We start from the raw sequence: 23,669 nt of genomic DNA on the forward strand, positions 1-23,669 counted from the left end.
ACTATGGATGAATTATTAGAACCGCAAAGTAGTAATTTGGTAATTGCCAATAGCAGTGGTGATGAATTTGTTGTGACTAGTATGTCAGTAACAGAAGGGCTATCAGAGCTTTCTGTGATAGAAGTTGACGTGCTTTGTCAGGATGTTTCTCCTGAAGATTGGGTAGGTGATCAAGTTACCTGCTCACTTTATTCTGCTCCTGGTGATAGCCGTAGTTCAGTACGAGAGTACTCTGGTTATGTTGTTGCCGTAAATGGCCTGACACAGAGTGTGCAATCTCGTAGTCGTGGTATGCGACTGATAATCAAGCCTTGGTTGGCATTGCTAGCCTATAGCGGTAGCTGTCGTGTGTTCCAAGAGGTCTCAACACAAGATATTGTGACCTCTATCTTTGATGAGCTTGGTTTTAGCGGCTGTTATACAGTAAATAGTATGCCGTCGACAACGAGGGCTTATTGTTTGCAATATAACGAATCTGATTTAGATTTTGTAACTCGCTTGCTGGCAGAAGAAGGTGTTCATTTTTACTTTGATGCTGATGCTAATTCGGCCAAGATGATACTTCAAGATGCTTCAAAGCCCTTCTCTAAAGACGGTAAGGCTACCCTAGATCATGTTGCAAAGCCGAGTGGCGAGAATGATCTAGCGACACTTTGGGAACCACAAAACCAAATGCATAGCGCTAGTATTGAATTAGCTTCTTATGACTATAACCAGTCCAAATTGATTACTAGTAAAGCGCAATCGTCTAAATACAGCTTGTCTGGGAATACAAAGTTAACTCAATATCGTTATCCTGCTTCTAGTATAACGGGGTTAATGGATGACTATTCTAGCCCTTTAGCTGTGACAGAAAGAGCCCAGCTTGATTCGCATTACACCAGCATTAAAGCCAGAACAGACACTATTTCTATTTCAGCTGGACGTTATCTTGACATGAACTCGCACCCAAGTAGTGATCAAGAAGGTAGTTATTTGGTCACGCGTGCTGCTTATCAATTTGATGCAAATGGAAGCTCGGCATTTGATAAAGAAGCAGAACTTATTTGTGTACCTGAAGATCATTTATATTATCCGGATATCGTTGAAAAGCCTGTTATTCATGGTTTACAGACGGCTGTAGTCGCTGGAACTACAGATGATGAACCTGCAGCAGATGAGCTGGGTCGAGTACGCATTAAATTTCACTGGGATTCAGAGACGGGTGATAAGACAAGTTGTTGGGTGCGTGTTGCTCAACCTATGGCTGGGAATGGTTATGGTTTTCAGTTTTTACCAAGGGCAGGTCATGAGGTCTTGGTAAGCTTTATTAATGGCGATCCAGATCAGCCTGTGGTGGTTTCTAGTGTTTATAACAGTACTCATAAGCCACCTTATCCAACGCTAAACACCACTGAATCAGGGATTAAAACCCAGCAGAAAGGTGAGTCCAACGAAATTCGCTTTGATGATAAGGCTGATGAAGAGGCTTTTTATACCCACGCAGCGAAAGATTATACCAATGAAGTTGTGAATGATTCATTTGAGATTGTGGGTAATGAAAAGTCCGTGGCTGTAACACAAAGTATTACCCAAACGGCAGATGTGAACTTTTCTGTAACAGCGAAAGAAAATATCGCTCTAGCTGCTGAAAAAGCTTATACCTTGAGTGCAACAGATTCTATTTCAGAAGACAGTAAAGAGATTACTTTGACTGCATCTGACACCCTTAAGCTAGTTGTTGGGGACAGTGAAATTGTTATGTCTAGCTCATCAATTGATATCAGTAGTGGTAGCGTAACGATATCAGGCAGTTCAAGTATTTCAATAGAAGGAGGAAGTCTGTCCCAATCTGGCACCTCTGTCTCCATTGACTCGGATGCTTCTATGGATTTAAGTGCGGGAGCTAGTCTAACAGCTAAAGCTACGGCAACTCTAACTGCTCAAGGGTTGAATGCTACTTTGCAAGGTGATGTTGGTGCGACTGTAACAGGTAGTGCGACAGCCGAAATTTCGGCAGATGGTATGACAACCGTTAAAGGCGGTATAGTGATGGTGAATTAGATGCTAAAGAAAATACCCTTAACATCATGTGAAAAAGTGTGGGAAAGGTTTAAATCTTCCGATGAAGCAAATGAGATAGTCGATCTAAGTTCTGAGCCGAGAGTTATTATTGATAGTTTACTTGAGGCTGGCTTATATCAAGATTTGGTGCATTTCTATTGTCATGCTTTGCCAATGCGAGAAACCATTTGGTGGAGCATCTGTGTACTTGAGTTAAGGCAGGATGTGTTAACAAAAGCTGAGCAATCTTTATTTAATGCTTGTAAGGATTGGGTGAGAGAGCCGCAAGAGCCTAAACGGCGTTATATTGAGAAACAAATGCAGCAACTTAAGAATGAGAGTTTTATTCGATGGTTGGCCCAAGGTGTTTTTTGGAATGGTAGTGGTAGTGTTGCAGAAATTAGTTTGCCAGTTGTTATGCCAGCCGAGTTTTTATATTCCAAAGCCATTGCGGGGGCGATTAATACCGCAGCTGTTTTGCCTGAGTGGAAGGGACGAGATAAATTTTATAAACAAGCTTTCGCCAGTGCGTTTGATATAGCACAAGGTGGTAAAGGGTTGATTGATTAGGAGGACGCTATGAGCTTAGCTGCAAGATTAGGAGACACTTGTGTATGTCCAATGGTTACTGGAACAGTACCTCATGTTGGAGGTGCAATCTCTGGGCCTGGCTTGTCTACAGTTTTAATTGGCAGTCTACCTGCTGTGTGTGTTGGTGATATGTCTGTTTGTGTGGGTTCCGTTGACTCTATTGCAATGGGAAGCGCCACAGTGCTTATTGGAAGTAAAATGGCTGCACGTATGGGTGATCTGACATCCCATGGTGGCTCTATCGTTCTTGGTTGTGCCACCGTTATGATTGGTGGGTAAAGCGAGCCCGTGCGCACCTAGAAATGAATAATAATTAAATATAATTGAGATGATATTTTATGGCGCAATTATTGGAAGCAATTTCTGCGGATGCACCTTGTGGTGAATATTTAAAAGATAATCGTACCTTGTTTCGAGGTTTGCGAAACTACTTTAACCAAGCTCAATCCTCTTATCGTCAGCTAATGGAATCTCCCGATGCCATGCATGATGAAGAGTTACTGACACAGAATGCAGCAAATTGGAATGAACTCTCTAATCAGTGTGAAAAAACCATTGAGACAGTCTCTAAAGATGTTGAGGTTATGTGTTGGTTGAGTGCTGCTCAGCCTTTTTCGCATCAGCCCTTGGAAAATTTAGCCAGTGTATTGACAAGTTTTACACAATTGATTGATACCTATTGGGATGATTTACATCCAAAGCCGCCAATCAAAAAACTGAAGTCAGAAGATGATGCTGGTAGAGCTCGTGAGTGGGCTGAATTTAGAGTTAAGCCATTTTTGCAGTTGGTAGGGGAAAGGGATGGCACTGGTCTTTTATCTATGCCATTACAAAGCATAGGCCTGATTGGTGCTATTGATTATAGTCGTTACTATTCGGCCGAAAGAGATGGGCAGTTAGATGCATTAAAAGCTGAAGCATCTCAGTATATTTCAAGTAATAAAGAGCAAGTAAAAGAAACTATTTTATCCCTTGGGGCGATTAAGCAACAGTTACTTGCACTTGAGGCTAGTGTCGTTGAGAAATGCCGTGGTGTTGGGGCTCAGCCAGTTAGCTTCCGGTTTATTAACCAAACCGTTGACCGACTAATTAATGCTAGCCATTATTTGGTGGGTAACCTCATTGTACCTTGGCCTTTGGATGCTCAAGAGCCTGAGCCAGCTGATGTATCTAATGCAGGTGAATCGGCCCCTGTAATAAACGAAACACCTACACAAGCCCCTATATCTGGAGAGATGACTATGTCTAATAAAGTGACTAATGAGGTTGTTTCCTTACAGGGTAAAGTTGGTGAGGAAATCTATACTCGCGACCAGGCTTTTCAGCAGCTTAGACATATTTCCGATTACTTTAGTCGCACTGAACCGCACAGCCCTGTTTACATGTTGTTAGAAAGGGCAATTAGATGGGGTTACATGTCTCTGCCAGATCTTTTAAATGAGATGGTAGGTGAAGACGACAAGATGATGGGGCGCATGTATCAATTAGCGGGCCTAGAAAGTGTTGATAAAACTGTGATTCCTGACCCAACAATATCTGCCGCAGAGTTGTCTCATAAGCAACAAGCTGCACCCGTTAAATATAACGCTCCACCTGTGTCTGTTCCAAAAAATGAAAAAATGGAGCCTGCAGCGGTAACAGAGCCAGTGAAAAAAGAAGAAACTGTGCAGGAAGACAATGCTAACTCAAATAACCTTTCTTCTTTTGAATGGTAGTGGTTCTGTTATAGTTTGTTGTTTTTTATGATAAAAAATATCTTTTAAGTTTTACTTAAGAAATAATTCATATACTTGGCTAGTAGCGTTTAGTATCAAGAATAAATGAAATATGAAGAAGTGGTGGATCTTTGGTGGGTTAAATTTACAGTTAATGGATATAACAGTAATCTATTTATCAACAGAGTAAATATTACGAAAGAAGAGCGAGAAACTATTTCAGTATCAATTAAATACTTGTTAGTTGATCATCAGCTTTCATTGAATTGTCGCGAGACAGGTCTATTGTTAATTGCTTAGTAATTATTGGAATGAGTGATAGAGAATTGAACGACTCATTTACAGGCTAGGTTATTGTTTGAATAAAATTGAAAAAACAAAATTTAAATAGAGGAAATAAAACATGGCTACTATTTACATGCGTATTGACGGTGTTGACACAATCAATGGTGCTGCGACTATTGGTGAAGTTGGTGGTAAGAAAGGATTCTTCGCAATTGACTCTCTATCATGGGGTGCTGTGCGCGGTGTTACTGTTGATGTTGGTAATGCAAACAACGCTGACCAAGGTATGGTTGGTTTGGGTGAGTTGAGCATCTCTCGTCAATCTGATGGTGCAAGTCCATTACTAACCACTTTCTTGTTCTCACCAGGTGCTGAAGGTAAAACATGTGAAATCATGATTACTAAACCATCTCGTGAAGGTAACGGTGCTGATCCATACCTAGTGATTACAGTTGAAAAATCTCGTATTGCTAGCTACAACGTAGGTTGTGGTGACGGCTCTTTGCCAAGCGAATCTTTCGCTCTAGCTTATGCAACTATGAGCTTAACTTACTACTATGAAGATGAAGCTGGCAAAATCCAAAAAGGTGATGTTATTAAATATGACGTACCTACAGCGACATTAGCTTCTAAAGCAGCTTTATAAACGGCTTATTAAATAGAGTTAATCATTAAGCTTGTTGACCCAGTGTTTACAAGCTTAATTGCTGTTAACTCAATATCAGTTTTGTTTGTTGTTACTTGAAGGTTTGGCTATTAAAACAATTGGTTAGTAACATTAAGACAAGCGTTTTGATTGTATTCAAATTGTAATGACTAACTTAGTAATGCTTATTACTAGTGTGTACAAATAACGGAGAAAGATTATGGCGTTAAACTCGCAGCATAAACGGGTCAGTAAAAACCGTGTCAGCATTACTTATGATGTTGAGACGAATGGCGCGGTAGAAAACAAAGAACTGCCATTTGTTATTGGCGTAATCGGTGATTTTTCAGCACATAATGATGACAGAGAAGATTTAGAAGATCGTACTTTCTATCAAATTGATAAAGACAATTTTGATACTGTAATGAAGCGTGTTGGCCCAGAATTAAAACTTAAAGTTGATAACACACTTTCTGATGATGATAGTCAGTTTGAAGCTGAGCTTAAGTTTAATTCAATGAAAGACTTCGAACCAGACTCTTTAATTGAACAAGTAGAGCCGCTTAGTAAATTAGCTGAAACAAGACAGCAGCTTAAAACCTTATTATCTAAAGCCGATCGCTCTAGAGACTTAGAGAAGCTATTAAAAGAAGTGCTTCAAAGTGCAGATACAATTAACGCTCTATCAAGCGAATTAGGTATTGAACCGAATGGGGGAGAAGAATGAGTACTGAATTAGAAAATCAAGCTGGTGCTGAAGGCGCTGAAGGCTCTTTAAGCTTTCTTGATCGTGCTATTGCTGCAACCACTCAGACCCCAGAAGATACAACAAAAGAGCTTTTCTCTGTTTTAGCTGAACAAGCATTAGACGGTACTGTTGTTTGGGATAAAAACTTAACAAAGACAATCGAGAATGCGATTGCTGAAATTGATAAGCAAATGTCTCGTCAGTTATCAGAAATCATGCAACAAGATGACTTTCAGCGTTTAGAAGGTTCTTGGCGTGGTCTAGGCAAACTGGTTCGTGAAAGTGAAACAGGTCAAAGCCTAAAAATTAAACTAGTTGATTTCCAAAAAGACGAATTGTTAGAGCAATTTGAAGATGCGCCAGCGGTAGATCGTAGCCCGTTATTTGATGCTCTATACCAAAAAGAATTTGGTACAGCTGGTGGTGAACCTTACGGTTTATTACTTGGTGATTTTAACTTCTCTCATAAAGATGAAGATGTTTCTCTATTGCGTTATATGGGTGAAACGGCGGCGGCAAGTCATGCACCATTTATCGCTGCAGCTAACCCTGAAATGTTTGAAATTGATTCATTCACAACCTTCGATGAAGGTAAGCCGGTTGCCGCTGGATTCGATTCCCCAACCTATGCTGCGTGGAACGCCTTTAGAGAAAGTGATGATGCACGTTATGTAAGCTTAACTCTGCCACAAACTTTGGCTCGTCTTCCATATGGTGAGAAAGGTTTGTCTACAGATTCATTTAATTATGAAGAGCTAGGAACAGATGCAGAAGGTAACCCTTTACCAAAAGATAACGATCAACTTGTTTGGTCTAATGCTGCTTTTGAACTAGGTCTGAAAATGAGTCAGTCTCATACGGCGTTTGGCTGGTGTACAGCGATTCGTGGATTAGAGAATGGCGGTAAAGTTGAAAACTTACCTAACCTAACTTATCTGTCTGATGCGGGTGATATCCAGCAGCAGTGTCCAATTGAAGTGAACTTAACAGATGAACGTGAGAAAGAGCTAAGTGATCTTGGTTTCTTGCCACTTGTTCATTATAAAAATACTAATTTTGGTGTTTTCATTGGTGGTCAAACAACACAAAAACCAAAAGTGTTTGTTGATCCTGATGCAACAAGTAATGCTGCAATCTCTGCGCGCCTTCCTTACATCATGGCAAGTAGTCGTATTGCGCACTATCTGAAAGTGATGGGTCGTGACATGTTGGGTTCTAACTTAGAAGCTTCTGACATTCAGAAAGATCTACAAACTTGGATTGACCAGTATACAAACTCTGGTGCAGTGGGTAATGAAGAAAGATCTAAGACACCTTTGTGTGAGTCTCGTATCCAAGTGGTAGAGCAGCCTGGTCGTCCTGGTTCTTATTCTGCAGTCGCTCACTTACGACCTTGGTTACAACTAGAAGAGCTTACTACGTCTGTTCGAATGGTAACTAAAATACCTGGTTAAGCTTTTTAAGTGGTAGTCGATGATGTTGCAGAATGATTTTCAGGATGATTTGAATCGACTTGATGCAAAGGGCGATGATTTTTTAAGGGAAGCGTTAGCTTTACTTGTTCAACTAGATGAACAAATCTTATCGAATCCTAGTGTGTTAAGAGCGACAATTCAGCGCCTTATTACTGAAATTGACGTTAAGTTGTCCGAACAACTTTCTGCCATTATGCACCATGAAGATTTTAAGCAATTAGAGTCTTCATGGCGCAGTATTGACTCCCTTGTTCAGTTGCCAATTAATAAGCAAAAAACTAAAGTCAGAATTATTGATATTTCATGGAATGAGCTATCTCATGATGTGAATTCATCTGTCTCATTAAAACGCAGTCACCTATATAACTTGTTAGGGAACAAAGAGCTTAATACATCAGGTGGTCAGCCGTTTGGCATGATAGTAGTTGATCATTTTGTGTCGATTGATTTTGACCAAGATTATGATGATGTATACACCTTAGAGTTACTGGCCAGTTTAGGTGAGTCATGTTTATGTCCTTTTGTTTTATCACCTTCAGATAATTTTTTTGGCGGTGGTGATGCTGATTGGCTATCAGACACGGATCGAATTGAAAAAATTCTATATGGTCCTGAGTTTGATGCTTGGCAAAGGCTGAGGAAAATACCAGCCTCTCGCTTTTTAGGTTTGGCTATGCCTAAAGTTAAGCTAAGAAATAGCTATCAAAACTTTTGCTCTAACTTTGTTTTTAACGAAACCTACCAAAAAGAAAATGGCCTATGGGGCAGTGCCGCTTTTATGCTGGCGTCGGTAGCAATGCGTGAATTTAACCGCATTAGCTGGTTTGGTTTTATGAAGTCCCGTTGGCAAGATCAGTATTATGGTGCACTCGTTAATGTTCCTCCCACTGGTGCAGGTTCTTTTTGTACTAAAAAGCCAATTACTCAAGTGAATGTTATTACGGGTATGGGGGCTTTTTATGCAGATCAAGGTTTTGTCCCGATTTGTCATAGTTTAATGACCGATAAGTATTATTTACGTGGTAATAATTCTATTTGGGACAGTGGTACCAATGAAACAGATAAGGTAATGGGGCAGTTACAAACTACTTTGATGGTGTGCCGTATTTCCCATTATTTGAAAGTACAAATTCGTAGCATGATAGGTAACTTTCAAACAGCGCAAGAGTGTGAAGTTTATCTAAATAACTGGCTCGATAAATATTCAAGTAACCTTTTTAATGCAGATGAAAAAACCTTAGCCAAATTTCCATTAAGTAAAGGCAAGGTGACAGTCCGTGAAGTTGCTGGCCACCAAGGTCGATATGTTTGTGATGTTTTAGTTCAACCTCAATACCAATTCGATCATGTATGTGGGGAAGTTCTATTATCGACCGATATAGGGCCAGAAGATGTGTCTTCTAGAGGAGTTTTATCATGATTTTTTGGAAAACCTTTTTGCAAGAAGATGGCATATCACATCACGATGAAACCCTAGAGGCAATTCGTTATCAGCTGACAGTGTTATTAAACTCAGAAGCCCCTATGTTGAGCTTACCAAAAAACTTAAAGCAGGTAGAAAAGTCTACTGTTAGGTTTGGATTAGACAGTATTTATAGTATCAGCAGCCAAATGGATAATGATCAGTTTTCTCGCTCAATGGAAGGTTGGATCAGAGATTTCGAGCCAAGACTAACCGATGTTCATGTTGAGATTGAAGAGGCGGAAACCCATAAGAATATTATTAGCTTTTCTTTAATGGCTCGAGTAACAACCGAAACTGGCAACCATGCCTTAATGTTTGATTCTAATATTTGCTTAGCCAATCAAACAGTTAGTTTAGAGGGGCAGGAAGTTGTCTGATCAATTAATGCGTTATTACGAACGTGAGCTCGCTTATGTTCGAAAATCTTTAGATGAATTTGTTAATCAATTTCCAGAACAAGCAGGTACGCTAAGGCTTAATCAAAGTGCTAATGAAGACCCTAATATCAGTCGTTTGATTGATGCAATGGCACTATTAACAGCAAAAACTGAAAAGCGTATAGATGAGCAATTTCCTGAGTTAGTACAAGGGTTATTCTCCTTGCTTTACCCAGGTTATTTACAAGTTTCACCTAGTTATACTGTGCTGGAATTAGAAGCTGACCCAGACAAATTAAGTGATATTGTCTTTTTACCAAATGGCAGTCCTTTAACGTTACCTGTTAAGTCGGGCCACGAGTGTGAATTCACCACGGTAAGTGATTTACAGATCCTGCCTTTAGAAATCACTCAAGTAAAAGCGCAAGCAGCACCTTTTAACTTTATTACCCCAGCTCAACTCAAGCACTCTGATTCTGTCATACAAATCGAGCTTTCAGCGCTTGAAAATATGTTTAGTCAAATTGCTTTTAATGATTTTAATTTTTATATCCGAGGCTTTGAGAACAACTCTGCCAGCGTGATTGACCTTTTGTTACTACAAACAGAAGTGATTAGTGTATTTCATGGAGATCAACAAAAAGTCATTGAAGTTGATCGTTTAGTCTCTCGTATTGCTGATGAAGATTTTCAGTGGTTACCAAAATACGCAAGCCACTTTAAAGGTTATGACTTACTGAGAGATTATTTTACCTATCCTGATAAATCCGCCTTTTTTAGTATTAAGAGCCTAGGACGAGAGTTATCAGAGTTCTCTACTGATAAAGTCACCATCAACTTCTTTGTTAAACAGTTACCTGCTGAGTTTTTACGCCTTTTTGATAAGAGCGTATTTGCCTTAAATGCTGTACCTAGTATCAATTTGTTTGAAACCAGAGGCGAGCCTCTCAATTACGATTTTTCTAAGTTAGCTTTGCCTGTTGTTGCTGATGTGAATGCAGGAGAGCAACTGGAAATCGTTTCAGTTGAAAGTGTTAGTGAAGTTTTACCAACGGGTGAAATAGCCCTAAGTCCTGTATATGAATCTGGTTACTGGCATGATGATAAGTCTCCTCAGTGGCAGGCCAAGCAATATTGGAATGAGCAGGGTAAACGACATATAGATTTATCCATCAGCTATCCATATAGCCAACCAAGTGATTCAATCGTCTTATCTATGATGTTGAAGGTTTGTAATGGCCGTACCCCATGTTTAGTGCCAGCGGGAACAGAATCAGACTCTCTAGCCGCAATTGACTTACCTGGTGTTTTAAAAACTTTATCAGCACCGACAGCACCTCATTACCCTGATTTAGATAATCGTATGAATTGGCGTTTTATCGCCCTATTAAATTCAAACTTTTCATCTTTGCTGCAAGCTGATGACCCTGTGAAAGCCTTGCAACACGCATTACGCTTATGTTGTCCACAAACTTTATGTCCTCAGGCAGATGCGATTAAAAATGTTGAATATCAGCATCTAGTGTCACCTATGACTATTATGCAGCAAACCATTTTTGCTTCAGGTACTGAGGTCACTATTACATTAGATGATGAACTAATTGCCAATCAGGTGGCAGTTTTTGCCCATGTGCTAAACCATTTTTATCAACAGTTTTGTAGTTTTGATCGCTTCATACAATTAAAAATTAAACGCTTTGGTAACAGCCAATCGAGTATTGATTTCCCTAAAGTACATGGGAGTCAGGTGTGTCTTTAGTCACCTCGGTTCTAGCTAACCCTAGACGCTATGACTTTATTCAAGTCATCAGGTTGTTGCGAATGGCTGCTAAAGAGAAGCAGCTAAGGTTTATTCCTGAACCTATGCCAGAGGGTGATAGTGAAGAAGTCATCGCTATAGAGCTAGGGGTGACCAGGTGCAAAGTGACTTTAGGTATTACTGCTTTGTCTGGTTGTAGAGGCGTTATTCCTGATTACCTTTATCAAGAGTTATTGAATGCGTTACATCAGGAAGAGTTTTCATTACAGACCTTTTTAGATGTTTTTAACCATAGGTATTACCAGCTATTTGCCGACTCGGTTACCAGTAATTTGCTCTTAAAAGAAGAGCAAGAGGTGATGCAGTCATCAAACTCAAATAGTTTGAAACAAAAAGATGCGTTGGCTCAGTTATCTGCATTACCGCAAAGCCTGACAGAGGGCTCAACAACTAGCCTGTTAAGATTTAGCGTGTTGATTGGCTTAAAAACGAGAAATTTAAAGACACTAAAACAATTGCTCAGTGCTTACTTTGACTTAGATATTTCGGCCAAGGTGGCAGAAAAAACAATTTACAGAGTGCCATCGGATTGTCTGACCAAGCTTGGGCAGCAGCAAGGGCAAAACCAACAACTGGGCCGTGGCTTTTTATTAGGTAAGCAAGCGAGCCAGTATTTTCAATCATTAGAGATTTTAGTAAAGCCAAGAAGTCATCGTGAATTTTTAGGCTTACATGCAAATTGGCATTTTGCTCGCAGTTTAAGAGCCTTGGTGTCTGTTTATTTGAGAGAACTCACGGATGTGAAAGTTTATTTATACGTTAAACGCGCTTATATAAATGAGCCTAAATTATCCGCATTGAATGGTGGTGTTCGACTGGGCGAGGCAAATTGTTTATTGCCAAAACACGCACCGGATGAATATCGAAAAATCCTTCTACAACCAGAGAGATAAATTATGTCCCACGTAAAACTAGGAAATTTAGTTAGTAAATTAGAGCCAGAATTACGAAGTGCTTTAGAACAAGCCGCTGGTGTAGCAATGAAACAAAAAGTTGCCGCGATTGAAGTAGAGCATTGGTTAGTGCAAGTACTTGCGGTAAGAGATCAGGCTTTTGAAACCTTTTTGAAAGTACAAAATGTTGACTCTACAGCCTTGATGAGCGAACTGACATCACGTCTAGATCGAATCCCTAAAGGTGCCGAAGGTCAGCCTACAGTTAGCGCAGGTTTAAGTGAATTGATAGAAGCAGCTTGGATGCAAGCATCTGTTAACTTCGGTCATGGTCAAGTGAATGCTTTTCACCTATTACTTGTGATGGTTCAGGCTGACGCGTTTGGCATGAAGAAAGTTAACTTGCCTAGTTTATCAACTGTTTCAGTTGAAGCTTTGCAGTCTAAAATTAGTAAATTACAAACCGTTGCCAGTCTAAGTACTGCGACCGCGGGTGAAGTGGGTGCTCCTGCTCAAGGTGGCGAAGGTGGTGCACTTGATAAATACACTATTAACCTGACTCAACAAGCGCGTGATGGCAAGATTGATCCTATTTCAGGCCGTAATGCTGAAGTTCGTTTGGCAATAGACATTCTTTGTCGTAAACGTCAAAACAACCCTATTTTAGTTGGTGAGCCAGGTGTGGGTAAAACTGCTGTTGTAGAAGGTTTAGCGCTGCGTATTGTGAGTGGTGAAGTACCTCCTGTGATTCAAGGGGTTGAACTACATACTTTGGATTTAGGTTTGCTTCAAGCGGGTGCGAGCATTAAGGGGGAATTTGAAAACCGCCTTAAAGATGTTATCAACGAAGTGAAGAACTCTGAAACCCCTATTATTGTTTTCATTGATGAAGCGCATACGCTTATTGGAGCAGGTGGCGCGGCAGGACAAAACGATGCTGCAAACTTGCTAAAACCTGCTCTTGCTCGTGGTGAGTTTAGATCATTAGCTGCGACAACTTGGGCTGAGTATAAGAAGTACTTTGAAAAAGACCCTGCATTAACACGTCGTTTCCAAGTCGTAAAAGTAGAAGAGCCAAATGCGGTTGATGCTTTGCAAATGCTACGTGGTGTTGCTAAGTCTTTAAAAGCACACCATGGCGTCTTTATTAAAGAAGATGCATTAGATGCAGCAGTTAATCTCTCTATTCGTTACCTACCAGCGCGTCAATTACCAGATAAAGCTATTAGCTTGTTAGATACTGCCTGTGCACGTATTGCTTTAACTCAAGGTGCCAAGCCTGAGCGTATTGAAAGTTTAGAGCAAAAGATTCGCTACTTTAATAGTGAGCTTTCTGCATTAAACGTAGAAGATGCTGTTTTTACGGAAGCTGCGGAAGACAGACAAGCCCTAGCTGATCAAGTTGTTGAAATGGAAGCTGAGTTAGCTGGTTTAAATGATAAGTGGAACAAAGAGCTGGATCTTGTTCAGCAAATTATTAGTTTAAGTGACACCATTCAAACGCAATACAAAGATGATGCATTGGATGCAGAAGAGCAAGATGCTTTGCAAGACTTACTGAGCCAGTTAGAAGAGGCCCAAGGTGACGAGCCTTTGGTTTTCTCTATGGTTGATTCAGGTGTGATCGCAGAAGTAATCTCAAGCTGGACCGGTATTCCAGCTGGCAGCATGGTGAAAGATGAAGTTGCGAAACTTCTGAATCTCGAAAATGCTTTGCATGAGAGAGTAATTGGCCAAGACGCTGCGATAGGTGAGCTGGCTAAGAGTATTCGTATTTCCCGTGCAGGATTAACCGATAATCGCAAGCCTGTTGGTGTTTTCCTCATGTGTGGACCAAGTGGTGTGGGTAAAACTGAAACTGCGATGGCACTGGCTGATCAAGTATTTGGTGGTGGGGATAACCTAACTGTTATTAACATGACTGAATTTAAAGAAGAGCATAAGATCTCCATGTTACTTGGCTCTCCTGCAGGTTACGTTGGTTTTGGTGAAGGTGGTGTTTTAACAGAAGCAATTCGTCGTAATCCATATTCTGTTTTGTTATTGGACGAAATGGAAAAAGCACATCCAGGTGTACACGACCTTTTCTATCAAATTTTTGATAAAGGGCACATCAAGGATAGTGAAGGTCGTAATGTCGACTTTAAAAACACCATTATCATAATGACATCAAATGCCGCAGACCAAGCTATCTGTGATATTTGTGATGAACAAGAAGAGCGTCCATCGACAACAGATTTGGTTGAGCAAATCCGCCCGGATCTACAAACTTTCTTTAAACCTGCTTTCTTAGGTAGGGCGACTATCGTGCCTTATTATCCTCTGAATACAGAAGAGCTAACTAAGATTACCGAAATCAGCTTAAAACGTATTCAGAATAAATTGGATGAGCAATATAAAGCGACATTCGAATGGGATCAAAGTTTTATTGATTTCGTGGTTTCGCGTAATATTGACCCGACAACTGGCGGTCGTGCTATTGAGCAAATTATTAATCGCTCTCTAATGCCTAGACTAGCCGAAGAATGCATTCAAAGGTTGAGTGAAGGTTTAGCAATCACAAGTGTTAAAGTGAGTGTCGAAGCTAGCTCGGGTGATTTAGCTCTAACCATAGATTAATAAAAAGAGGATAACCGTGCAGATTGCTAGAACAGGGTATCATCATACTAAGTGGGTTCTCAGTCTTGTATTGTTTTTACTAAGTGGTTCAGCCTTTGCGCTGGACCGCTTGTACTTAGCAACGCAGGAATGGCCACCATATCAAACGGTAGATCGTGGAGAAATTGGCGGTGTTGCTGTTGAGCGTGTGCAATGCACTTTGCGCCAGATGGGGCAGCCTTACGAAATTACCATGATGCGTTGGGATAAAGCGCAGCTATTAGTTGAAGCAAATAAAATGCACGGTTACTTCTCAGGTTCACGTAGTGCGTCAAGAGAGCTGTATTCTGATGCCTCAGACCCTTTAATTTCAGAAGAATTGTCTTGGTTTATTTCACCTAATGTAAGTCTGGATTTAGATGATGAAAGTGCCAAATATAAAGCACGTTTCAGCGCTAAATTTAATACGAATAAATGGCTTAATTTAAAAGAAGAAGGTTATAACGTGGTGAAAAAGCCACGTGATTCTGACTCTTTGTTACAAATGTTATGGCAAGGAGATATAGATGTTGCTTTAGAATACCGTTTGGTATTTGAGCATTCTATGGCTCAGGAGAATATCCCACTAGATTACTTCCGTCGTGTTCCTTATGGCACACAGGATTTAATGGTGCATTTCTCAAAAGAATTTTTACGTAAAAACCCTGTTTTCTTAGGCAATTTTAATAAAGCCCTAAAGCAGTGTCTTTAATAGCGGACTTGTAAAAGAGCAAATTTATGTCGATAAGTTTACAGCTCGTTGAGCTACCAGAAAATGAACAAGTCAATAGTAGGCAGCTTTCTTTACCTGATACAGGAGGAACAATCGGGCGCTCTTTCGATTGTACGATCCAATTACCTGATTTTAATCGTACTTTATCTCGTGTCCATGCAGAGATAGTGAAACACCCTAAAGGCTCTTATCAAATTATAGATCGGAGTGTGAATGGTGTTTTTGTTAATGGCCAATTATTGGGAAAAGGGCTACGCCACTTTTTAGCTGATGGCGATACGATTGTGATGGGGGCCTATACCTTACTTATTAGTGATATGGAGTCCTTGTTTGCCGCCGAAGAGGAGCCACCGGTTTTAGATGATGTTTATTCAGAAGAACTAGACTCTAAAAGCTTTTCAATTGATAGCTTAGACATAGGGGAAAAGAGCAAAGTACAGGAAAGTCCTCAGAACCTAGGGGATTACTTTGATAATAAAGATGATGACTTTTCAGAGGAAGCAAACTTGTTCTCCAAGAAAAATGTGTTAGCTGATGATGAGTTTGGGTTTGATCCATTTGAAGAGTCTCCAGGGGATTCCGAGTTTGAGATTAATGAAGAAAAAATTGAAGAAGTAAGCTCGCATGATGAAGAGATCGTCATGTTAGAAGAACCAAATGTGAGCCTGCAAACAACTCAATCATCAAACTTGTTAGACGAACATCAGATGTTGAGCGATAGCATCATGGCCTTAAGCCAGATGGTCGATCAGCAAAAGTTGGGACTTAATAGTGCGATTGCTCATGAAAGGTTAATGGAATGCATTGATAAAGCCGTTGATCGTTTTCTGGAAGATTTAGAACCTGATCATATGGAAGATGTATTTAACGATTATTTAACAGGCTGGGGCAACAGAGATAAAAAGTATTGGAAGTTGTACCGTAAAAACTTTATTCGCAAACAGGAAAGAAGAGAGTTTCATCGTTCTTTCTCCGCGTTATTTTTAGAAGAATTAAGAGGCAATAAGTGAGGCTTTTGAACCTACCCGCCATTTTGTGTGTGGCTTTATTAATGTTAGTGACTGGCTGTAGTAGCAATAGTGCTACAAGTGCCAATACAAAAGCATTCATTGCACCTTATCAAGTTGAGTTTAACGTTGAGACCCTAGACGATATTAATGCTTATGGTGATCAACAGGCTCGACCTATTGTTATTCGTATTTATCAACTCAGTGAATTTGGTGTGTTTAATAACGCTGAATTTTTAGACTTATATTCAAAAGATAGAGAAACATTAGCTGATTCGTTAATTGATGTGACATCACTGGCGCCAATGCTGCCGGGTAAAAATCAAAAAATAACCTTAGATGTACAGCAAGAGTCTCGTTATATCGCTGTGCTAGGTGAGTTTGCAGATTATGCTAATGCCGAAGTTAAAGCTTATGTTGCTTTAGCGGAAACCCCTGAACAATACCCTGTTTATATTCGAGTTAGTGGTAAGAAAATAGCGATATCACAGCCCGTTGATGAATCTTGGTGGAAAGTATTTTAAGGAGTCTGATTTGAGACGTCATCGCAAGGTAGTTTGGAGCGAGGGTATGTTTATTGCCCCTCAACATTTCCAACAACAAGAGCGTTATAACCACCACTATTTAGAGCAGTATATCGCTTTGACTCAGGGTGGTCAGCGTTATGGTTTATCGACGCTTGAGATTGATCAGCATAGATTACAAATTGGCAAAATTGCGGTTACTCAGTGTCGCGGTCTATTTCCTGATGGTACCTATTTTGAAAGTACCCGTGAGCTTCTGCTAGATGTTAAGCAAGGTGCATTAGAAAAGACTGTTTACCTCGCTTTACCAATGAAGATCGAAGGCGAAAATGAATACGGTCTAAGAGAAGAAAATAAACGATATTTAAAAGAAACTGTTAACTTATTTGATGCCAGTGATTCAGGCCAAAATTCAGTTGAAACGACGGTAGCAGAACCAAATGTTAGGCTGTTACTAGAAGGCGATGAGATGACAGGGATGACAATCATCCCGATCGCTAAAATTCTGGAAAGTCGTGAGAGTGGGCAGCTAGTTCTAGATCAAAGTTTTATTCCTGCTTGCTTACAATACGGTGCTTCTAGCTTATTAAGAGAAAGAGTAAAAGAGTTATTAGTACTGACTCAAACCCGTGCTAATTCTGTTGTACAGCGTATTGGTGCTGGTCAAAACCGTAAAAGCGAGCAAAGTCTGATGCGAGAGTATCTATGGCTGCAAACTTTGAATCGCTGGTTGCCATGGTTGCATTTAACTGCAAATAATACAGAACTTAGTTTAGATGAGTTTTACGATGGTTTAGTGCGCTTCTCTTCAGAGCTAGCAAGCTTTAAACCGAGTGTTGCCGAAGCGCCAGACTTACTAGTAAGAGATGATTTACAGCATGTGTTAGGTAAACTATTTACCCGCCTACGTGACCAGCTGTCTATGGTACAAAGTGATAATGTTGTTGAGTTTGCTTGGGATACCAAGTTATTTGAACGCCGTCGTTTATTAAGAACCTCGGTTAAAGATATTCACTTAATGGAAAACCGTCGTTTTGTTTTGGCTGTAGAGTCAAGCATAGGAACATCGGCATTAGCACAGATCTTTCCAACAGCATGTACCTTGTGTGGTTTGGGGCAAGTCGCAGAACTTGTGCGTAATGGTCTTTCTGGCATTAGTTTAAATGTATTACCAGTTGCCCCAAATGAGCTAAAACCTAGGGCAGACATTTGTTATGTCGAAATCGACACACGCCATATTTACTGGCAAGAGATAAAGGAAAAGCGTGAAGCCTTAGCTATTCACGTTGATAGCCGTATCCCTGATTTGCACCTGCAACTCTATGTCTTAGGTTGAGTTATTTATGAATAATTATCTTGATGAAGCGACAATTGCTGTCGCTCCAGCATCCTCTGCTGCAACTGCATCTCATTTTAAAGACGCCGTTTTTTTAGAAAGTTCGAGCGCCTTAAAAAATCAGGCGAAAGATGCGGTTGATCTGCAAAATTATCTGCATTTTGATAATGCCATTATGAGTGCCAGTGCCGAGTTATTAGCCTTAACTGTTACTGTTGCACGTATGCAGAAACCGGATGATCTCTTTCTATTTAAGAAAGGCATCAAGCGAATTATTTCAGACTTAAAACATAAAATCGCTGCTTTAGATTATCCGCCATCTGTGGCGGATAAAACCTGCTTCTTATTTTGTATTGTGATTGATGAGCAGATTCTCCATAGCGCTTGGGGCGAAGAGTCCAGTTGGGAAAACCAAACTCTGGTGAGTGAGCTGTTTGGCATGCGTAATGGAGGAGAGCAATTTTATACGGTAGCAGAGAGAGCATTATCTCAACCTGCTATGTTAATTGATCTACTAGAACTGATTTATGTTTTCTTAAAAATTGGCTTTCGTGGTCAATACCGAGTGCATGGTAGTGATAAATTAGAAGAACTCCTTAAGCGTTTAGAAAAAAATATTTTTGAAAATAGAGATAAACCAGAGTTGAAGCTTTTTAATGGTGAGAGTGATGCTAATGTTTCATTTTTCCATAAAGCTAAAAAGCCGCAAAGGCCCGCTAAATTCTGGCGTCAAGGGCTGCTATGTGCCGCTTCAATTGCCTTGGTTTTTACGGGTATTTCCTATTGGTATCAAACCACTTTGCCGCAAAAAGCGAGAAGTTTTATTCAATTAAGTGAGTTTACCCAAGCATACTTTAATGAAGTTGATGGAAAAGACATTGAGTACACTTATGTCAGCACCGATGAAGAAATGCTTAATCCAGCCAATGCTAATAAGAGTGTTAACCCAGTAACACAGACAGTGGTGAAAACGAAAAGTCAGAATACTTGGCGATTACAGCTAGCTACTTTATCGAGCGAGAAGTCTGCTCAATCCTTTATTCAAGAGTTAGCCTTTTATAAAGGCACTGCTGAAATAGTTAAATGGCGTAGTAAGTTTCGTGTAGTTATTAATTTTAGCGATAAAAATACGGCGTATGGTGCGTTGGACAAAATACGTAAGAACGGCATTCCTGATGCCTTTATAGTCACCCTAAAATAAGTCGCTAAAACGCTATAAGGTAGGTTGTTTAAATGATGAAGAATAAAAAAGCTATTTGGTCTTTTATCGGGCTATTATTTTTATTCGGTACGTTACAGGCTTCATTTGCGTGGGGATTTGGCCTTTTGGCTATGACACCTTGGTGGCAGGGGGCTTTGGCTGTTGCCACGATTCTTTTCACTTCTATTGTGTCTAGCTTCTTAGTTGTTAAAAGTTTATTTAAAGTTAAAGATCCTAAAAAAGAAGAGTTGAAACTTCAAGCCAGTTTTTACCGGGCTTATTTTAAGAAAAGCTTTGATGCGCTGTGGCGTATACAGGCAAAAACATCGACAAACCCTTATCACACACCATGGTATTTATATTTTAATGAAAACTATGATGATGATAGGGAATTGATTCAACAAATGGGCTATGAGCCTATAGAGTTAGAAGAAAAATATAATAACGAAAACGCACCTATTAGTTTTTGGTTGAATGAAAATAGTGTGCTTTTATGTATCCATCAGAAAAGCCCTGCTGAGAAACTAAAACAAGCGACCGAGTTACTGACCAAACATTTGCTGAAAAAGCGCCCAAGACAAGCTGTAAACGGCATTATTCTTGGGGTGAGTATCCGTGAGCTGCTAGCCAATGACAGCGGTGCAATTTCAAATAAAGGCAAACAAGATAGAAACTTAATTCGCCACTTCAATCATGCATTTGGTTTGAATCTACCTATCTATTCAATTTTTACTCATATGTCTGAACTAAGAGATTTTTGTGAGATTTTCTCTACCCTAGATGAAAGACAAAGAGATCAGGCCTTTGGCGCCTTAGTTCCTGATATTGCTCAATTAGAGTTTAATAAAACTTGGTTCGATGAGTCATACGATAGCTTGCAAAAAAGTATTTCTGATAGTTTGAGTAATGCTCTAAGAAGCCAACTTAATACAGATTATCGTGATGCGATTGTCGCCGGTACTTTCCAGTTTTCTATGTTGAAATCGACCATAGAAAACTACTTTAATAGTCTCTTTATCGATCATCAGTTTGAAGGTAAAGCACTTTATTTTCGCGGTTATTTCTTTGTTAATGCGGGTGGTGAAGCAAGGCCTATTGACCCTTTGACCATGATGCAAGCATCGGATTTGGGTTATGAGCAGCTTGCTAAACAAGAGCTAGTTAAGAAAAACCTTAGCTTGTTTGGTAAGCGCTTAATGCGCTCTATTCTTGTAAAAGAAGCGCCAATTGTTGGGGTTCAGACCCGTCGAGAGTTTACTTATCGTGTGACGAGAGTAGCGGTAACAGGCGGACTTCTACTCATCTTTGCTGGTTTCTTATGGATTTTAAAGTCGAGTTTTGATTACCAGCAAGCAATCGATCAACAAGCAATCGTGCAACTGGATCGCTACGAAGAAAACCTAGAGTCTAATCAGTCAATTTCTGATGATTTATCATCACCTATTTTTAGCCTGTCTGAAATTCGTGATATCTATTTGTTGTATCGCGTTGAAAAGCCTTGGTTTATGTTCTCATGGTTGCCTGATTCGAGTATTCAGGTTGAAGTAGATAAAGCTTACTTTAGAGAGCTAGAGGAAGTTCTTCTTGTACGAATGAGAGATTACCTTCTTAAGGATCTATTTGTTTATAACAAGCTAGGTGACAAGGTAAAAACCTTAGAACTCTTTAACTTACAGCAAATTTTGTATAACCCAGTCAGAGAGAATAGCGAAGTTCTGGTTGAGTATTATGTCAGCGCGCTAAGAGAAGAGGGTGAAGGTGATAGTGTGATTCTTGAAAGGTTTAGGGAGTTATCTCACGACCTTTTGGCAACCACGGCTATTCCGCAACAGGATAATCAAGAGTTGGTTGATCTAGTTAAAACCTCACTCTCAACAGAAGATGTGAGTGAGCTTTTATATCAGCATATTTTACAAGAAGAGAGCTTAGCTCAGCGAATTGATCTAAGAGAAAAGCTGGGTCAGTCCTATAAGAAAATCTTTGATTTCAAACCTGGCTTTAATCAATATGTTGTTCCTTTCATCTTTACCCGAGATGGCTTCCAAGAATTGATGGCAAGTACAGGCTTTGAATTAGCTGATGATGCGATTAAAGGTTACGAAGGTGTGATGGGGAGAGTGAGCGAAGCAGAGCTGAACCGAATCAACCGACAATTACGTCAACGTTATATCGATGACTACATCAATTTTTGGCAAAACTTTGTTTCTAATATTGAGTGGGTAGAAAGTACAGGTTGGGCGGCTACGAAGCAGCAACTGGCGATAGGTTCAGATCCTATTTTCTCACCGCTTGTCAGGCTTTATAACCTGATTGGTAGTCATACTAATATTAGTGCTTTGTTTAACCTTAAAGCGGCACCTAAGGAAGGAGAGGCAGAAGCTGATAACAAGCCAAGTGAAATGGTTACCAAGATAGCCAATGCCATCGAATTACCTTTTGTTAGTTACCATAAGTTAATTGAACTGGATGATGCTGGACAAAGCCGTTTGGATATTGCTTTGGGACAAATGGCGAACACTCTAAGTTGGGTGCAGCAATCTGATGAAAGCCAATCACGCGAACGCTTCTTCTTAGATCAAGTCTTCAAGCTAGATACGATTAGTCCTATTGCACAAATGGATACCTTGAGTCACAGCTATACAGATCCAATTTTGCCTAATCTATTAAAAGGCGTGGCTACTACGTTTAACCAGTTAGCTCTGGTTGATATAAGAGCGCTTATCAATAGTGATTGGTCTCAGGTGAGTGACTTTTATCAGGCAAGGTTAAGTAAAAAGTATCCTTATACAAAGACAGCATCAGATGATGTGAGCTTACAAGATTTCCAGACATTTTATGGTCCAGAAGGGAAAGTCGCCGCCTTTGTAAATGTGTACGGCAAATATTTCACCAAAGGTAATGATGGCCGCATGATGATGCGAAGCTTCTTATCGAATCGACATTTGATTTTGAACTCTGCCTACGCGACCTCTGTTGATGATGTTTCAAATATAAGAGACGTATTCTTTAATGATAAGGCGATTCAAATTCCTTTCTTAGTGAAAGCTCAGTCTATGACACCAACCCTAACTGAGTTTACGATTCGTGATGATGGTTTATTATTCTCTTATCGAAATGGACCTACCTTATGGCAGAACTTAACTTGGCCTATGTTGGATAACCAATCTTTTAATCTCGACCTACAAATTAAAAATGTTGATGGTGTTGTAAATCGCCAGCGTTTTGAAGGTTTTTGGAATTGGTTTAGGTTAGCTGACTCTCTTGATGGCTCTTTAATTACTGGCACGAAAGACGTTTCACTCTTATATGCAGATAAAGACAATCAAGTGAGATTTATTTTGCGAGTTGAAAATGGTGTGAACCCTTTCACTGCAAACTTCTTTGCAGGTACTAGAGTGCCTGCGTCTTTATAATGTTTGACCTTAATGACTGGCTTATTCGTCAGTCAGTTTATGATGAGCAAGTACAGAATTTAGATAAAAACCTTGTACTTGTTCATCATAAAGAGCGAGATGTTTGGCATAAAATTAAGGTGGCTGTTGAAGCTTCTGAGCGTTATTTGATTTCACAAGAAACACTTTGGTTAAGGCGTAGTTCACAGTGTCAGCCAATAAGGTGTTATGCATCCGAAGCGAATGATGATTATCAAATTATCATTATGGATTACCTTGAGGGAAGGAGTTTATCTGATCAAATCAGGGAGACTAAAAACAACAAGGTTTCAAACGCTACTCTGCTATCTTTATTTAATAATATTAATAAGTTGCATAAAGAAGGTATTATTCATAATGATATCAAGCCTAATAATATTATTATTCAAAATGAGCAGGCTTATCTAATCGATTTTGCAAGTTGTGGCTGGTTAAATCAAAGTTATACCTCGAAAAAATATCAATCATATACGCCGGCCTACACACTTGCTGAGCCTTATGCCCTAACAGAATTTCGACCCCTTGCTGACTGGTATGCCTACCTTTTGTTGTTAGACCTTATTCTAAATGAGTCTGTTTTAATCCTGTCGAGTGATAATTTGGCGGCTTTTACTCAGCATCAATTTAATGTCATTCGTACTTATCAATTTCCAGAAAAAATTGAGGCTTTTCTGATTTCTCAGTTAGATGCAATTATTTAACTTTTTGTTTTACTAATAATAAAAAGCAGCTTCACACTTAGT

General features: G+C 39.7%; 19 protein-coding genes. All 19 read left to right on the forward strand.

The window, feature by feature from the left end:
• Positions 1-3 precede the first annotated feature (3 nt).
• Entirely contained in the window at positions 4-2,043 is a 2,040-nt protein-coding gene (locus OA91_RS13330; RefSeq protein WP_063338830.1) for a type VI secretion system Vgr family protein, read from the forward strand.
• On the forward strand, positions 2,044-2,613 hold the full coding sequence (locus tag OA91_RS13335) for a DUF6931 family protein (protein WP_063338831.1): 570 nt from the start codon (positions 2,044-2,046) through the stop codon (positions 2,611-2,613).
• A gap of 9 nt (positions 2,614-2,622) precedes the next feature.
• The gene (locus OA91_RS13340) at positions 2,623-2,913 is read left to right on the forward strand and encodes a PAAR domain-containing protein (RefSeq protein WP_063338832.1); all 291 of its coding nucleotides are present in this window, start codon (positions 2,623-2,625) and stop codon (positions 2,911-2,913) included.
• Positions 2,914-2,972: 59 nt separating this feature from the next.
• On the forward strand, positions 2,973-4,349 hold the full coding sequence (locus tag OA91_RS13345) for a type VI secretion system protein TssA (protein ID WP_063338833.1): 1,377 nt from the start codon (positions 2,973-2,975) through the stop codon (positions 4,347-4,349).
• Positions 4,350-4,752: 403 nt separating this feature from the next.
• Positions 4,753-5,280, forward strand: a complete 528-nt coding sequence (locus OA91_RS13355) for an Hcp family type VI secretion system effector (RefSeq protein WP_063338835.1) — start codon at positions 4,753-4,755, stop codon at positions 5,278-5,280.
• A gap of 220 nt (positions 5,281-5,500) precedes the next feature.
• Complete coding sequence (gene tssB / locus OA91_RS13360) at positions 5,501-6,007, forward strand: type VI secretion system contractile sheath small subunit (RefSeq protein WP_046016644.1); 507 nt, start codon at positions 5,501-5,503, stop codon at positions 6,005-6,007.
• Complete coding sequence (gene tssC, locus OA91_RS13365; protein WP_046016643.1) at positions 6,004-7,482, forward strand: type VI secretion system contractile sheath large subunit; 1,479 nt, start codon at positions 6,004-6,006, stop codon at positions 7,480-7,482. Before tssB ends, tssC begins: the two co-directional genes overlap by 4 nt.
• Positions 7,483-7,501: 19 nt before the next feature.
• A complete protein-coding gene (locus tag OA91_RS13370) occupies positions 7,502-8,923 on the forward strand; it encodes a type VI secretion system contractile sheath domain-containing protein (RefSeq protein ID WP_231870371.1) in 1,422 nt (473 codons plus the stop codon).
• Positions 8,920-9,345, forward strand: a complete 426-nt coding sequence (gene tssE, locus OA91_RS13375; protein ID WP_046016642.1) for a type VI secretion system baseplate subunit TssE — start codon at positions 8,920-8,922, stop codon at positions 9,343-9,345. The genes OA91_RS13370 and tssE overlap by 4 nt, the downstream gene beginning before the upstream one ends.
• The gene (gene tssF, locus OA91_RS13380) at positions 9,338-11,104 is read left to right on the forward strand and encodes a type VI secretion system baseplate subunit TssF (protein WP_063338836.1); all 1,767 of its coding nucleotides are present in this window, start codon (positions 9,338-9,340) and stop codon (positions 11,102-11,104) included. Before tssE ends, tssF begins: the two co-directional genes overlap by 8 nt.
• Positions 11,095-12,057: a type VI secretion system baseplate subunit TssG gene (locus OA91_RS13385; RefSeq protein WP_046016640.1), complete on the forward strand. Its 963-nt coding sequence runs from the start codon at positions 11,095-11,097 to the stop codon at positions 12,055-12,057. The genes tssF and OA91_RS13385 overlap by 10 nt, the downstream gene beginning before the upstream one ends.
• Before the next feature lie 3 nt (positions 12,058-12,060).
• A complete protein-coding gene (tssH, locus tag OA91_RS13390; protein WP_063338837.1) occupies positions 12,061-14,676 on the forward strand; it encodes a type VI secretion system ATPase TssH in 2,616 nt (871 codons plus the stop codon).
• Between the two features lie 16 nt (positions 14,677-14,692).
• A complete protein-coding gene (locus OA91_RS13395; RefSeq protein ID WP_063338838.1) occupies positions 14,693-15,406 on the forward strand; it encodes a transporter substrate-binding domain-containing protein in 714 nt (237 codons plus the stop codon).
• 26 nt (positions 15,407-15,432) lie between these two features.
• Complete coding sequence (locus OA91_RS13400; protein WP_063338839.1) at positions 15,433-16,437, forward strand: FHA domain-containing protein; 1,005 nt, start codon at positions 15,433-15,435, stop codon at positions 16,435-16,437.
• A complete protein-coding gene (tssJ, locus tag OA91_RS13405) occupies positions 16,434-16,958 on the forward strand; it encodes a type VI secretion system lipoprotein TssJ (protein ID WP_082827937.1) in 525 nt (174 codons plus the stop codon). Before OA91_RS13400 ends, tssJ begins: the two co-directional genes overlap by 4 nt.
• The gene (gene tssK / locus OA91_RS13410; RefSeq protein WP_082827938.1) at positions 16,933-18,294 is read left to right on the forward strand and encodes a type VI secretion system baseplate subunit TssK; all 1,362 of its coding nucleotides are present in this window, start codon (positions 16,933-16,935) and stop codon (positions 18,292-18,294) included. Before tssJ ends, tssK begins: the two co-directional genes overlap by 26 nt.
• A 7-nt stretch (positions 18,295-18,301) precedes the next feature.
• Entirely contained in the window at positions 18,302-19,495 is a 1,194-nt protein-coding gene (icmH, locus tag OA91_RS13415) for a type IVB secretion system protein IcmH/DotU (RefSeq protein ID WP_063338840.1), read from the forward strand.
• Between the two features lie 32 nt (positions 19,496-19,527).
• On the forward strand, positions 19,528-22,908 hold the full coding sequence (locus tag OA91_RS13420) for a type VI secretion protein IcmF/TssM N-terminal domain-containing protein (RefSeq protein ID WP_063338841.1): 3,381 nt from the start codon (positions 19,528-19,530) through the stop codon (positions 22,906-22,908).
• Positions 22,908-23,627 (forward strand): protein kinase domain-containing protein, encoded by a 720-nt coding sequence (locus OA91_RS13425; protein ID WP_063338842.1) that lies wholly within the window; start codon positions 22,908-22,910, stop codon positions 23,625-23,627. Before OA91_RS13420 ends, OA91_RS13425 begins: the two co-directional genes overlap by 1 nt.
• The last annotated feature ends 42 nt before the right edge of the window (positions 23,628-23,669 follow it).

This window comes from Marinomonas sp. SBI8L (genome assembly GCF_001624705.1).
GTDB lineage: Bacteria > Pseudomonadota > Gammaproteobacteria > Pseudomonadales > Marinomonadaceae > Marinomonas.

Excerpts from the sequence above, each read along its gene's own strand:
- icmH (WP_063338840.1), top strand. The coding sequence starts at position 18,302 with ATGAATAATTATCTTGATGAAGCGACAATTGCTGTCGCTCCAGCATCC.
- OA91_RS13355 (WP_063338835.1), top strand. The coding sequence starts at position 4,753 with ATGGCTACTATTTACATGCGTATTGACGGTGTTGACACAATCAATGGT.
- OA91_RS13370 (WP_231870371.1), top strand. The coding sequence starts at position 7,502 with ATGATGTTGCAGAATGATTTTCAGGATGATTTGAATCGACTTGATGCA.
- tssB (WP_046016644.1), top strand. The coding sequence starts at position 5,501 with ATGGCGTTAAACTCGCAGCATAAACGGGTCAGTAAAAACCGTGTCAGC.
- tssC (WP_046016643.1), top strand. The coding sequence starts at position 6,004 with ATGAGTACTGAATTAGAAAATCAAGCTGGTGCTGAAGGCGCTGAAGGC.
- OA91_RS13335 (WP_063338831.1), top strand. The coding sequence starts at position 2,044 with ATGCTAAAGAAAATACCCTTAACATCATGTGAAAAAGTGTGGGAAAGG.
- tssK (WP_082827938.1), top strand. The coding sequence starts at position 16,933 with ATGAATCTTGGTGGAAAGTATTTTAAGGAGTCTGATTTGAGACGTCAT.
- OA91_RS13425 (WP_063338842.1), top strand. The coding sequence starts at position 22,908 with ATGTTTGACCTTAATGACTGGCTTATTCGTCAGTCAGTTTATGATGAG.
- OA91_RS13400 (WP_063338839.1), top strand. The coding sequence starts at position 15,433 with ATGTCGATAAGTTTACAGCTCGTTGAGCTACCAGAAAATGAACAAGTC.
- OA91_RS13330 (WP_063338830.1), top strand. The coding sequence starts at position 4 with ATGGATGAATTATTAGAACCGCAAAGTAGTAATTTGGTAATTGCCAAT.
- OA91_RS13345 (WP_063338833.1), top strand. The coding sequence starts at position 2,973 with ATGGCGCAATTATTGGAAGCAATTTCTGCGGATGCACCTTGTGGTGAA.
- tssH (WP_063338837.1), top strand. The coding sequence starts at position 12,061 with ATGTCCCACGTAAAACTAGGAAATTTAGTTAGTAAATTAGAGCCAGAA.
- OA91_RS13340 (WP_063338832.1), top strand. The coding sequence starts at position 2,623 with ATGAGCTTAGCTGCAAGATTAGGAGACACTTGTGTATGTCCAATGGTT.
- OA91_RS13420 (WP_063338841.1), top strand. The coding sequence starts at position 19,528 with ATGATGAAGAATAAAAAAGCTATTTGGTCTTTTATCGGGCTATTATTT.
- tssE (WP_046016642.1), top strand. The coding sequence starts at position 8,920 with ATGATTTTTTGGAAAACCTTTTTGCAAGAAGATGGCATATCACATCAC.